Source organism: Nonomuraea sp. NPDC050478 (assembly GCF_044458265.1).
GTDB classification, from domain to species: Bacteria; Actinomycetota; Actinomycetes; order Streptosporangiales; family Streptosporangiaceae; genus Nonomuraea; species Nonomuraea ferruginea.
This window is the reverse complement of record NZ_JBITHT010000014.1, coordinates 1-13,377: the sequence shown is the minus strand read 5'-3', so window position 1 is coordinate 13,377 and position 13,377 is coordinate 1. Positions and strand designations below refer to the sequence as shown.

At 67.0% G+C, this 13,377-nt stretch carries 10 protein-coding genes; all 10 read right to left on the bottom strand.

Translation table 11 applies throughout. The features are described from left to right. Nucleotides 1-154 precede the first annotated feature (154 nt). Nucleotides 155-457 (bottom strand): 50S ribosomal protein L23, encoded by a 303-nt coding sequence (rplW, locus tag ACIBF7_RS43290; RefSeq protein ID WP_148037290.1) that lies wholly within the window; start codon nucleotides 455-457, stop codon nucleotides 155-157. A 38-nt stretch (nucleotides 458-495) separates the two neighbouring features. Further along, nucleotides 496-1,152 (bottom strand): 50S ribosomal protein L4, encoded by a 657-nt coding sequence (gene rplD / locus ACIBF7_RS43285; protein ID WP_148036779.1) that lies wholly within the window; start codon nucleotides 1,150-1,152, stop codon nucleotides 496-498. After that, nucleotides 1,149-1,802, bottom strand: a complete 654-nt coding sequence (gene rplC, locus ACIBF7_RS43280) for a 50S ribosomal protein L3 (RefSeq protein WP_148036778.1) — start codon at nucleotides 1,800-1,802, stop codon at nucleotides 1,149-1,151. Before rplC ends, rplD begins: the two co-directional genes overlap by 4 nt. Nucleotides 1,803-1,816: 14 nt before the next feature. Further along, nucleotides 1,817-2,125 (bottom strand): 30S ribosomal protein S10, encoded by a 309-nt coding sequence (gene rpsJ, locus ACIBF7_RS43275; protein WP_030912931.1) that lies wholly within the window; start codon nucleotides 2,123-2,125, stop codon nucleotides 1,817-1,819. A gap of 261 nt (nucleotides 2,126-2,386) precedes the next feature. Further along, nucleotides 2,387-3,580 (bottom strand): elongation factor Tu, encoded by a 1,194-nt coding sequence (gene tuf, locus ACIBF7_RS43270; RefSeq protein WP_219545096.1) that lies wholly within the window; start codon nucleotides 3,578-3,580, stop codon nucleotides 2,387-2,389. A 110-nt stretch (nucleotides 3,581-3,690) separates the two neighbouring features. Next, the gene (gene fusA, locus ACIBF7_RS43265) at nucleotides 3,691-5,739 is read right to left on the bottom strand and encodes an elongation factor G (RefSeq protein ID WP_378525323.1); all 2,049 of its coding nucleotides are present in this window, start codon (nucleotides 5,737-5,739) and stop codon (nucleotides 3,691-3,693) included. A 90-nt stretch (nucleotides 5,740-5,829) separates the two neighbouring features. Beyond that, nucleotides 5,830-6,300: a 30S ribosomal protein S7 gene (gene rpsG / locus ACIBF7_RS43260; RefSeq protein WP_055505082.1), complete on the bottom strand. Its 471-nt coding sequence runs from the start codon at nucleotides 6,298-6,300 to the stop codon at nucleotides 5,830-5,832. A gap of 2 nt (nucleotides 6,301-6,302) precedes the next feature. Continuing rightward, entirely contained in the window at nucleotides 6,303-6,677 is a 375-nt protein-coding gene (rpsL, locus tag ACIBF7_RS43255) for a 30S ribosomal protein S12 (protein WP_020542315.1), read from the bottom strand. Nucleotides 6,678-7,186: 509 nt separating this feature from the next. Beyond that, the gene (locus ACIBF7_RS43250; RefSeq protein ID WP_271274679.1) at nucleotides 7,187-11,062 is read right to left on the bottom strand and encodes a DNA-directed RNA polymerase subunit beta'; all 3,876 of its coding nucleotides are present in this window, start codon (nucleotides 11,060-11,062) and stop codon (nucleotides 7,187-7,189) included. Between the two features lie 17 nt (nucleotides 11,063-11,079). Next, nucleotides 11,080-13,377 (bottom strand): DNA-directed RNA polymerase subunit beta (locus ACIBF7_RS43245; RefSeq protein ID WP_397199751.1); only part of this gene is annotated, 2,298 nt, incomplete at its 5' end.

Sequence of the window (13,377 nt, the reverse complement as noted above, 5' to 3'; positions counted from 1 at the left end):
CAGAGAACTGGATCTCTTGTGTCACCGCCGGTTCCCGCCCGCGGCCCCTGACCTCGGAGCCGCGGGTCTCGAACCGGCGATACGTGCAGAGCACCCCACCCGCGTCGCCGACGGCGACCCCGGGGGGATCGCGGGGAGCAGCGCCCCCCGCGGGTCAGCCGATCTGACCGAAGATGTCGATCCGATCGCCCTCGGCCAAGCTCACGATCGCGCGCTTGGTGTCGGGACGCTTACCGAAACCGGTGCGGGTCCGCTTGCGCTTGCCCTGCCGGTTGATCGTGTTCACCCCGGTGACCTTGACCCCGAAGATCTTCTCCACCGCGATCTTGATCTGCGTCTTGTTCGCGGTGTTCCTCACCAGGAACGTGTACTTGTTGTTCTCGTCGATCAGGCCGTAGCTCTTCTCGGAGACCACCGGCTTGATGATGACGTCGCGCGGGTCGGAGACCCGCTCCATGGTCGTCTTACGGGCGACCGGCTGACCGGTGTTGTCCATCAGGCGTCTTCCTTCTCAGTGCGAGCGCCCTCCGACAGCCGGGCCACGACCTGGTCGTACGCCTCCTGCGTGAAGACCACGGCGTCGTTGCAGAGCACGTCGTAGGTGTTGAGCTGCCCGGAGTCCAGCAGGTGGACCTCCGGCGCGTTGCGCAGGCTCAGCCAGGTCATCTCGTCGTCCTCGTCGACCACGACGAGCACGGACCTGGCCTCGGTGATGGCGCGCAGCGCCTGCAGGGCCGCCTTGGTCTTCGGCGTCTCGCCGTCGACCAGGCTGCTCACCACGTGGACGCGGCCCGCGGCCGCCCTGTCGGACAGGGCGCCACGCAGCGCGGCGGCCTTCATCTTCTTGGGCGTCCGCTGCGAGTAGTCGCGCGGCACCGGACCGTGGACGACGCCACCGCCGGTGAACTGCGGCGCACGGGTCGAGCCCTGACGGGCGCGGCCGGTGCCCTTCTGCCGGTACGGCTTCTTGCCGCCACCGCGAACCTCGCCGCGGCTCTTGGCCTTGTGAGTGCCCTGCCGGCGCGCCGCCTGCTGGGCCACCACGACCTGGTGGATCAGCGGGATGTTGACCTTCGCGCCGAAGATCTCGTCAGGCAGCTCGACGGAGCCGGTCTTGGCGCCGCTCGCGTCGAGCACGTCGATGCTGGTCACTTCGCGGCCCCCTTCTTGGCAGCGGTGCGGACGAGGACCAGGCTGCCGTTGGCGCCCGGAATCGCACCCTTGATCAGGATGAGACCCTTCTCGGCGTCCACGGCGTGAACCTTGAGGCTCTGCACAGTCGTGCGGACGTTACCCATCCGCCCCGCCATGCGCAGGCCCTTGAATACACGGCCCGGGGTGGCGCAGCCACCGATGGAACCCGGCGACCGGTGCTTGCGCTGCGTACCGTGCGACGCGCCCAGACCACCGAAGCCGTGACGCTTCATCACACCGGCGAAGCCCTTGCCCTTGCTCTTGCCCGTCACGTCGACGAACTGGCCGGCTTCGAAGGTGTCGGCCAGCAGCTCCTGGCCGAGGGTGTAGTCGCTCGCGTCGTCGGTGCGGATCTCCGCGAAGTAACGGCGCGGGGTGATGTCGTGCTTACGCAGGTAGTCGCCGAGCGGCTTGTTGACCTTCCGCGGGTCGACCTGCCCGTAACCGAGCTGGATGGCGGAGTAGCCGTCCTTCTCGGCGCTGCGGACGCGGGTCACCACGCACGGACCGGCCTCGACCACGGTCACCGGAACCAGCCGGTTGTCCGTGTCGAAGACCTGGGTCATGCCGAGCTTCTTGCCCAGGACGCCCTTGATCGTCTTAGCCATGTCAGTGCGTTCCCTCAGAGCTTGATCGAAATGTCGACGCCCGCGGGGAGGTCGAGCCGCATGAGCGAGTCGACGGTCTTGGGCGTCGGGTCGATGATGTCAATCAACCGCTTGTGCGTACGCATCTCGAAGTGCTCGCGGCTGTCCTTGTACTTGTGCGGCGAGCGGATGACGCAGTACACGTTCTTCTCGGTCGGCAGCGGCACCGGGCCCGCGACCTTCGCGCCAGTCCGCGTCACCGTCTCGACGATCTTCTTGGCCGAAACGTCGATGACCTCGTGGTCATAGGCCTTAAGCCGGATGCGGATCTTCTGTCCCGCCATAGTGGCCTCGGTGTCCTTCGCTGTCGTCAGAAAAAGTATCGTGCGGCTTGTGCCGCTGTTCAGTGCGTGGCCCCACGAGCAGACGCGTGTGATCTGCCTTTTCTTCCGTGATCCGGCAGTTACTTCGGTCGTTGCCCCGAAGCCACTGCTGAATCACGGCTTTCCCGTGGTGCCCGGGCCGGGCCGCCTCGCGGCCGCCCGCCCCGTTCGTGGTGTGGCGGCCGGCCCCTCCAGGAGGCCGGCCGCCGCCCCGCGGTCGTGCTACTTGATGATCTTCACGACCCGGCCGGCGCCGACGGTGCGGCCACCCTCACGGATCGCGAACTTCAGGCCTTCCTCCATGGCGATGGGCTGGATCAGCTCAACGCGCATTTCGGTGTTGTCGCCCGGCATGACCATCTCGGTGCCCTCGGGGAGGTTCACCACACCGGTCACGTCAGTCGTACGGAAGTAGAACTGCGGGCGGTAGTTGTTGAAGAACGGCGTGTGGCGGCCGCCCTCGTCCTTGGACAGGATGTAGACCTGGCCGGTGAACTCGGTGTGCGGGGTGGTCGTGCCCGGCTTGATGATGCACTGGCCGCGCTCGACGTCGTCGCGCTTGATGCCGCGGAGCAGCAGCGCGGCGTTGTCACCGGCGTGGCCCTCGTCGAGCATCTTGTTGAACATCTCGATGCTGGTGACGGTGGTGGTCGTCTTCTCCGGCTTGATGCCGATGATGTCGACCTGCTCGTTGACCTTGACGATGCCGCGCTCGATACGACCGGTGACGACGGTGCCGCGACCGGTGATCGAGAAGACGTCCTCGACCGGCATGAGGAACGGCTTCTCCGTCTCACGCGGGGGCTCGGGGACGTTCTCGTCGACGGCGTTCATCAGCTCGACGATGCTGTCGGCCCACTTCTCGTCGCCCTCAAGAGCCTTGAGCGCGGAGACGCGGATGACGGGCAGGTCGTCGCCGGGGAACTCCTGAGCGGACAGGAGCTCGCGCACCTCGAGCTCGACGAGCTCCAGGATCTCCTCGTCGTCCACCATGTCGGACTTGTTGAGGGCCACGACGATGTAGGGGACGCCGACCTGGCGGGCCAGGAGGACGTGCTCCTTCGTCTGCGGCATCGGGCCGTCGGTGGCGGCGACCACGAGGATGGCGCCGTCCATCTGAGCGGCACCGGTGATCATGTTCTTCACGTAGTCCGCGTGACCGGGGCAGTCGACGTGCGCGTAGTGGCGCTTCTCGGTCTGGTACTCGACGTGCGAGATCGAGATCGTGATGCCGCGGGCCTTCTCCTCCGGCGCCTTGTCGATCTTGTCGAACGGCGTCGCGGCGTTCAGCTCGGGGAAACGGTCGTGGAGCACCTTGGTGATCGCCGCGGTCAGTGTGGTCTTACCGTGGTCGATATGCCCAATGGTGCCGATGTTCATGTGCGGCTTTGTCCGCTCGAACTTGGCCTTGCCCACTGGTTCTCTCCTTGAGAATCTGACTGACTTTCGTCTGCACACTCGGGCCCGGGTGTTCCCGAACCCCTAGGCGGCGGGACGGCTCGCACCGTCCCGCCAGGGACCGGGAACTATTCGCCCCGGGCCTTCGCGACGATCTCCTTGGCGATGCCCGGGGGCACCTCCGAGTAGGAGTCGAACTGCATGCTGTAGCTCGCCCGCCCCTGCGTCTTGCTACGCAGGTCACCCACGTAGCCGAACATCTCAGACAGCGGCACGAGCGCCTTGACGACGCGGGCGCCGGCCCGCTCGTCCATCGCCTGGATCTGCCCCCGGCGACCGTTGAGGTCACCGATGACGTCACCCATGTAGTCCTCGGGCGTGGTGACCTCGACGGCCATCATCGGCTCGAGGAGCACGGCGTCAGCCTTGCGCGCGGCCTCCTTGAAGGCCATCGAGCCGGCGATCTTGAACGCCATCTCCGAGGAGTCGACGTCGTGCGCGGCACCGTCCTGGAGCGTCACCTTCACGCCCACCATCGGGTAGCCGGCCAGCACGCCGAACTCGGCGGCCTCCTGGGCGCCCGCGTCGACCGACGGGATGTACTCCCGCGGCACGCGACCACCCGTGACCTTGTTCTCGAACTCGTAACCGTCGTTGCCCTCGCCCAGCGGCTCCAGGTCGATGATGACCCGCGCGAACTGACCGGAACCACCGGTCTGCTTCTTGTGGGTGTAGTCGACCTTCTCCACCTTGCGGCGGATGGTCTCGCGGTAGGCGACCTGCGGACGGCCGACGTTCGCCTCGACCTTGAACTCGCGGCGCATCCGGTCGACCAGGATCTCGAGGTGGAGCTCGCCCATCCCCCAGATGACGGTCTGGCCGGTCTCCTCGTCACGGCGGACCTGGAAGGACGGGTCCTCCTCGGCCAGCCGCTGGATCGCGGTCGACAGCTTCTCCTGGTCGCCCTTGGTCTTCGGCTCGATCGCGACGTTGATGACCGGAGCCGGGAACGTCATCGACTCGAGCACGACCTGCTTGACCGGGTCGGACAGGGTGTCGCCGGTGGTGGTGTCCTTCAGGCCCATCACCGCGACGATCTGCCCCGCGATCGCCGACGAGCGCTCCTCGCGCTTGTTGGCGTGCATCTGGTAGATCTTGCCGATCCGCTCCTTCTTGCCCTTCACAGAGTTGACGACCTGTGAACCGGCCTCGAGCGTGCCCGAGTAGATGCGGATGTAGGTGATCTTGCCCAGGTGCGGGTCGCTGGCGATCTTGAACGCCAGAGCCGAGAACGGCTCCTTCGGGTCGGCGTGACGCTCGACCGCGGTGCTCTCGTCGCCGACCGCGTGGCCCTTGATGGCGGGGATGTCGGTCGGCGCCGGCAGGTAGGCGACGATCGCGTCGAGCAGGGGCTGCACGCCCTTGTTCTTGAACGCGGTGCCGCACAGCACCGGGTTGACGGCGCCCGACAGCGTGGCGCGGCGCAGCGCCGCCACCAGCTGCTCCTCGGTGGGCTCGGTGCCCTCGAGGTAGAGCTCCATCAGCTCGTCGTCGTTCTCCGCGACGGTCTCGACCAGCTTGTCGCGCCACTCACGAGCGGCCTCGGCGTGGTCGGCCGGGATGTCGACGGTGTCGTACATCTCGCCCTTGGCCGCCTCGGCGCTCCAGATGAGGCCCTTCATCCTGATGATGTCGATGACGCCCTTGAAGTCGGCCTCGACGCCCCACGGAAGCTGGACGACGGCCGGCGTCGCGGCCAGCCGGGTGATCATCATGTCGACGCAGCGGTGGAACTCCGCGCCGACGCGGTCCATCTTGTTCACGAAACAGATGCGGGGGACGTTGTAGCCGTCTGCCTGACGCCACACCGTCTCCGACTGGGGCTCGACACCCGCGACACCGTCGAAAACGGCCACGGCGCCGTCGAGGACACGCAGCGAACGCTCCACCTCGATGGTGAAGTCGACGTGGCCCGGGGTGTCGATGATGTTGATCGTGTGACCGTCCCAGCTACAGGTGGTCGCGGCGGACGTGATCGTGATGCCGCGCTCCTGCTCCTGCTCCATCCAGTCCATCGTCGCCGAGCCCTCGTGGGTCTCGCCGATCTTGTAGTTGATGCCGGTGTAGAACAGGATGCGCTCGGTCGTGGTGGTCTTGCCCGCGTCGATATGGGCCATGATCCCGATGTTGCGGACCTTGGCCAGGTCAAGTGCGGTCGTGGTGGCCACTTTCTTCGCGTCCTCGTCGTCTCGTCGAACCCGCCGGGGTTACCAGCGGTAGTGGGCGAAGGCCTTGTTGGACTCGGCCATCTTGTGGGTGTCCTCGCGCTTCTTCACGCTCGCCCCGAGACCGTTGCTGGCATCGAGGAGCTCGTTCATCAGGCGCTCGGTCATGGTCTTCTCGCGGCGGGCCCGGGAGTACTGCACCAGCCAGCGCAGCGCCAGGGTGGTGCTGCGCGCGGCGCGCACCTCGACCGGCACCTGGTAGGTCGCGCCACCGACGCGGCGGCTGCGAACCTCGAGGGTGGGCTTGACGTTGTCGAGCGCACGCTTGAGGGTGACGACCGGGTCGTTGCCCGTCTTGTCCCTGCAGCCCTCAAGGGCGCCGTAGACGATCGACTGCGCGATGGAGCGCTTGCCGTCAAGAAGCACCTTGTTGATCAGGGCGGTGACCAGCGGGGAGCTGTAAACCGGGTCAGCCATGAGCTGACGGCGGCCAGGAGAACCCTTGCGAGGCATAGTTAGCTCTTCTCCTTCTTCGCGCCGTAGCGGCTACGGGCCTGCTTGCGGTTGCGGACACCCTGGGTGTCGAGCGAACCACGGATGATCTTGTAGCGAACACCCGGCAGGTCCTTCACACGACCGCCACGCACGAGCACGATGGAGTGCTCCTGCAGGTTGTGGCCCACACCGGGGATGTAGGCCGTGACCTCGATGCCGTTGGTGAGCCGCACACGGGCCACCTTGCGCAGGGCCGAGTTGGGCTTCTTCGGGGTCGTGGTGTAAACGCGCTGGCACACACCGCGCCGCTGCGGACTCCCCTTGAGGGCAGGAGTCTTGGTCTTGGAGACCTTGTCCTGCCGGCCCTTGCGGACCAACTGCTGAATAGTGGGCACTGCCACTCCGTTTCGTGCCTGGCCGGTGTTACGTCAGTTGTGCAATTCGCAGGTGCTGCCGGTGTCATGACCTGCGAATTGTCCTTGCCTCCACGCCCCCGCGCTCGGGCGTGTCGCGCTGTTCGCACCGACACATCCACGAGGACTACGAGCTAGGAAGCCGACCTGCGCTGCCATTGAAGAGCGCACGATCGAGAGCCCGCAAACTACGGGCACGATGGTCCAGGTTACCAGGACCTCGCGACACGTCAAAACGCCGCGACTAGGCTCGGAAGCCTTGTCGCTCCGGGTGTCGCGCGGTCCATCCCACCAGAGGCCCGGCTACTGCTCGCGCCTCATGATATAGCGAGATCTGGTCTGCTGCCGACCATACCAAGAACATCCCCCGACGGGCAGATGACGACTTCGCGCTCCCCCGTACGCGCGACCCTCCGTGCGGGGGAAGAGGGCGGGAACGAGCGAGCGCCCGGGCCCTCCTTCGAGGGGCCCGGGCGCTCGCCTGTGGCTCGTTACCGGTTGTACTGACCGAAGTCGTACTCCTCCAGCGGCACTGCCTCGCCGCTGCCGGTGCCGAACGTGTAGTCGGCCGCGGAGCCGTCGTAGCCGCCCACGGTGTACATGGCGGCCTTGGCCTCCTCGGTCGGCTCGACCCGGATGTTGCGGTACTGGGGCATGCCCGTGCCGGCCGGGATGAGCTTACCGATGATGACGTTCTCCTTCAGGCCCAGGAGCGAGTCGGACTTGGCGTGGATCGCCGCGTCCGTCAGGACCCTGGTGGTCTCCTGGAAGGAGGCCGCCGACAGCCAGGACTCGGTGGCCAGCGACGCCTTGGTGATGCCCATGAGCACCGGGCGTCCGGCCGCCGGGCCGCCGCCCTCGGCGACGGTCTCGCGGTTGATGAGCTCGAACCGCGGCCGCTCGACGAGCTCTCCGGGCAGCAGGTCGGTGTCACCGGACTCGAGCACGTTCACGCGCTTGAGCATCTGCCGCACGATGATCTCGATGTGCTTGTCGTGGATCGACACACCCTGCGAGCGGTAGACCTGCTGGACCTCCGCCACCAGGTGCAGCTGCACGGCCCGCGGGCCGAGGATGCGCAGCACCTCGTTGGGGTTGACCGCACCGGCCACCAGCTGCTGGCCGACCTTGACGCGCTCGCCCTCGGAGACCAGCAGACGCGACCGCATCGACACCGGGTAGGCGATCTCCTCGGAGCCGTCGTCCGGGACGATGACGACCTTGCGCGCCTTGTCGGTCTCGTCGATGCGGACCCGGCCCTCCGCCTCGGAGATCGGGGCGACACCCTTGGGGATGCGCGCCTCGAACAGCTCCTGGACTCGGGGCAGACCGTGGGTGATGTCGGCGCCCGCCACACCACCGGTGTGGAAGGTACGCATCGTCAGCTGCGTGCCGGGCTCACCGATCGACTGGGCGGCGATGATGCCGACCGCCTCGCCGACGTCCACGAGCTTGCCGGTCGCCAGCGAGCGGCCGTAGCAGGTGGCGCAGACACCGATCTTCGCCTCGCAGACGAGCGCGCTGCGGGTGCGGACGGTCTCGACGCCGGCCTCGACCAGCTTGGTGACGTGGATGTCGTTGATGTCGACACCCGCCGCCACGACGACCTTGCCGTCGACCTCGACGTCCTCGGCCAGGATGCGGCCGTGCACGTTGGACTCGGCGTTCTCGGCCTTGACCAGGTTGCCCGAGATGTCGCGCTCGCCGACGGCCAGCGGGACAGCACGGTCGGTGCCGCAGTCGATCTCGCGGACGATGACGTCCTGCGCCACGTCCACCAGACGCCGGGTGAGGTAACCCGAGTCGGCGGTGCGCAGCGCGGTGTCGGCCAGACCCTTCCGCTGTCCGTGGGTGGAGATGAAGTACTCCAGCACCGACAGGCCCTCGCGGAACGAGGCCTTGATCGGCCGCGGGATCGTCTCACCCTTGGTGTTGGACACCAGGCCGCGGATGCCGGCGATCTGACGCACCTGCATCTTGTTACCGCGGGCGCCGGAGTTGACCATCATCCAGACCGGGTTGGTCGCCGGGAAGGCGTTGACCATGTCGGTCTCGACGTCGGCCGTGGCGTGGGTCCAGATCTCGATGAGCTCCTGGCGGCGCTCCTCGTCGGTGATCAGACCGCGCTCGTACTCACGCTGCACCTTGTCGGCGCGGCGCTCGTAGTTCTCCATGATGTCGGTCTTGTTGGGCGGCGCGACGACGTCCTCGATCGAGATCGTGACGCCGGAGCGGGTCGCCCAGCGGAAGCCGGCGTCCTTGAGCGCGTCGAGCGAGTTGGCGACCTCGATCTTCGGGTAGGTCTCGGCCAGCTCGTTGACGATCGTGGACAGCTGCTTCTTGCCGACCTGGAAGTTGACGAACGGGTAGCTCATCGGCAGCGTCTGGTTGAACAGGCAGCGGCCGAACGTCGTCTCCAGACGGATCGGGTCGCCCTGCTCCCAGCCCTCGGGCGCGACCCAGTCACGCGGCGGCAGGACATCCTTGAGCCTGATCTGGATCTTGGCCTGGATGTCGAGCTCGCTGCGGTCGAAGGCCATCTGCGCCTCGGCGACGGAGCCGAACACGCGGCCCTCGCCCAGCGCGCCCTCCTTCATGGTGGTCAGCCAGTAGAGGCCGATGACCATGTCCTGGGTGGGCATCGTCACGGGCTTGCCGTCGGCCGGCTTGAGGATGTTGTTGGTCGAGAGCATCAGGATGCGTGCCTCGGCCTGGGCCTCAGCCGACAGCGGCAGGTGCACGGCCATCTGGTCGCCGTCGAAGTCCGCGTTGAACGCGGTGCAGACGAGCGGGTGGATCTGGATGGCCTTGCCCTCCACGAGCTGCGGCTCGAACGCCTGGATGCCCAGACGGTGGAGCGTGGGCGCGCGGTTGAGCAGCACCGGGTGCTCGGTGATGACCTCTTCGAGCACGTCCCACACGACCGGGCGGGCGCGCTCGACCATCCGCTTGGCGGACTTGATGTTCTGGGCGTGGTTGAGGTCGACCAGCCGCTTCATCACGAACGGCTTGAACAGCTCCAGCGCCATCTGCTTGGGCAGGCCGCACTGGTGGAGCTTGAGCTGCGGGCCGACGACGATGACCGAACGGCCGGAGTAGTCGACGCGCTTGCCCAGGAGGTTCTGGCGGAACCGACCCTGCTTGCCCTTCAGCATGTCGCTGAGGGACTTGAGTGGCCGGTTGCCGGGACCGGTGACCGGGCGGCCGCGACGGCCGTTGTCGAACAGCGCGTCGACGGCCTCCTGCAGCATCCGCTTCTCGTTGTTCACGATGATCTCGGGCGCGCCGAGGTCGAGAAGCCGCTTGAGGCGGTTGTTGCGGTTGATGACCCGGCGGTACAGGTCGTTCAGGTCGGAGGTCGCGAACCGGCCACCGTCGAGCTGCACCATCGGGCGCAGGTCCGGCGGGATGACCGGGATGCAGTCGAGGACCATGCCGCGCGGCGAGTTGGTGGTGTTGAGGAACGCCGACACCACCTTGAGCCGCTTGAGCGCACGGGCCTTCTTCTGGCCCTTGCCGCTGCGGATGGTCTCGCGCAGGTTCTCGGCCTCGGCGTCGAGGTCGAAGCTGACGAGCCGGTCCTGGATCGCCTGCGCGCCCATGCCGCCCTTGAAGTAGCGGCCGAAGCGGTCGCGCATCTCGCGGTAGAGCAGCTCGTCGCCCTCGAGGTCCTGGACCTTGAGGTTCTTGAAGCGGCTCCAGACCTCCTCCAGCCGGTCCAGCTCACGCTGGGCCCGGTCACGGAGCTGGCGCATCTCGCGCTCGGCGCCCTCACGGACCTTGCGGCGCTGGTCGCCCTTGGCGCCGGCGGCCTCCAGCTCGGCCAGGTCGCCTTCGAGCTTCTTCTGCCTGGCCTCGATGTCGGCGTCTCGCCGCTGCTCGATGTGCTGCCGCTCGACGGAGATCTTCGCCTCCAGCGAGGGCAGGTCACGCTCACGCATCTCGGTGTCGACCTGCGTGATCATGTAGGCCGCGAAGTAGATGACCTTCTCCAGGTCCTTCGGGGCCAGGTCGAGCAGGTAGCCGAGGCGCGAGGGAACGCCCTTGAAGTACCAGATGTGCGTGACCGGAGCGGCCAGCTCGATGTGGCCCATCCGCTCACGGCGCACCTTGGCACGGGTCACCTCGACGCCGCAGCGCTCACAGATGATGCCCTTGAACCGGACGCGCTTGTACTTACCGCAGTAGCACTCCCAGTCGCGGGTCGGGCCGAAGATCTTCTCGCAGAAGAGCCCGTCCTTTTCCGGCTTGAGGGTCCGGTAGTTGATGGTCTCGGGCTTCTTGACCTCGCCGTGCGACCACTGACGGATGTCGTCGGCCGTCGCCAGCCCGATCCGAAGCTCGTCGAAGAAGTTGACGTCTAGCATTTTGTGCGATCTCCCCCTCAGACTTCTTCCACGCTGCTCGGCTCACGCCGGGACAGGTCGATGCCGAGCTCCTCCGCGGCGCGGAAGACGTCCTCGTCGGTGTCGCGCATCTCGATGGACATGCCGTCGCTGGAGAGCACCTCGACGTTGAGGCAGAGCGACTGCATCTCCTTGATCAGCACCTTGAAGGACTCCGGGATGCCGGGCTCGGGGATGTTCTCGCCCTTGACGATGGCCTCGTAGACCTTCACCCGGCCGAGAACGTCGTCGGACTTGATGGTCAGCAGCTCCTGCAGGGCGTAGGCGGCGCCGTAGGCCTCCAGCGCCCACACCTCCATCTCACCGAAGCGCTGGCCGCCGAACTGGGCCTTACCGCCGAGCGGCTGCTGGGTGATCATGGAGTACGGGCCGGTCGACCGCGCGTGGATCTTGTCGTCGACCAGGTGGAGCAGCTTGAGGATGTAGATGTAGCCGACCGAGATCGGGTACGGGAACGGCTCGCCGGAGCGGCCGTCGAACAGGCGGGCCTTGCCGGTCTCCTGGACCATCCGGTCGCCGTCGCGGTTGGGCACGGTGTTGTTGAGCAGGCCGACGATCTCCTGCTCGTTGGCGCCGTCGAAGACCGGGGTGGCGACGTTGGTGCGCGCCTCGACCTTCTCGAAGCCCTTCTCGCGCAGCCGCTCGGCCCACGCCTCCTGGATGCCGGTGATGTCCCAGCCCCGGGCGGCGATCCACCCCAGATGGGTCTCCAGCACCTGGCCCACGTTCATCCGGCCGGGCACGCCCAGCGGGTTGAGGATGATGTCGACCGGCGTGCCGTCCTCCAGGAACGGCATGTCCTCCACCGGCAGGATCTTCGAGATGACACCCTTGTTGCCGTGACGGCCGGCCAGCTTGTCACCGTCGGTGATCTTACGCTTCTGCGCCACGTACACGCGCACCAGCTCGTTGACCCCCGGCGGCAGCTCGTCGCCCTCCTCACGGGAGAACACCCGAACCCCGATGACCTTGCCCTGCTCACCGTGCGGCACCTTCAGCGAGGTGTCACGCACCTCACGCGCCTTCTCACCGAAGATCGCCCGCAGCAGCCGCTCCTCCGGAGTCAGCTCGGTCTCGCCCTTCGGGGTGACCTTGCCGACCAGGATGTCGCCGGGAACCACCTCGGCGCCGATCCGGATGATGCCGCGCTCGTCGAGGTCGGCCAGCACCTCCTCGGAGACGTTCGGGATGTCCCGCGTGATCTCCTCAGGGCCCAGCTTGGTGTCACGGGCGTCGACCTCGTGCTCCTCGATGTGGATCGAGGACAGCACGTCGTCCTGCACCAGCCGCTGGGACAGGATGATCGCGTCTTCGTAGTTGTGGCCCTCCCACGGCATGAACGCCACCAGGAGGTTCTTGCCCAGCGCCATCTCGCCGTTCTCGGTGCAGGGACCGTCGGCGATGACCTGGTTGACCTCGATCCGGTCACCCTCGGCCACGATCGGCTTCTGGTTGAACGAGGTGCCCTGGTTGGACCGCTTGAACTTGGCCACCCGGTAGGTGGTGCGGGTGGCGTCGTCGTTGGCCACGGTGACGTAGTCGGCCGAGACCTCCTCGACCACACCGGCCTTCTCGGCGCTGATGACGTCGCCCGCGTCGGTCGCGGCACGGTATTCCATGCCGGTGCCGACCAGCGGCGCCTCGCTCTTGAGCAGCGGCACCGACTGGCGCTGCATGTTGGAGCCCATGAGCGCGCGGTTGGCGTCGTCGTGCTCCAGGAACGGGATCATCGCGGTGGCGACCGACACCATCTGGCGCGGCGACACGTCGATGTAGTCGACTTCCTCGGCCCTGGCCAGCTCGGTCTCGCCGCCCTTGGTGCGGACGAGCACCCGGGACTCGGCGAACGAGCCGTCGGGGTTGAGCGTGGTGTTGGCCTGCGCCTTGACGTAGCGGTCTTCCTCGTCGGCCGTGAGGTAGTCGATCTGGTCGGTCACCTTGCCGTCGACGACCTTGCGGTAAGGCGTCTCGACGAAGCCGAACGCGTTGATCCGGCCGTAGGAGGCGAGCGAGCCGATCAGGCCGATGTTGGGGCCTTCAGGAGTCTCGATCGGGCACATCCGGCCGTAGTGGGACGGGTGCACGTCGCGGACCTCGAAGCCGGCCCGCTCACGCGACAGACCACCGGGGCCGAGCGCGGACAGACGCCGCTTGTGCGTCAGGCCGGCCAGCGGGTTGGTCTGGTCCATGAACTGGGACAGCTGGGAGGTGCCGAAGAACTCCTTGATCGACGCCACCACCGGGCGGATGTTGATCAGGGTCTGCGGCGTGATCGC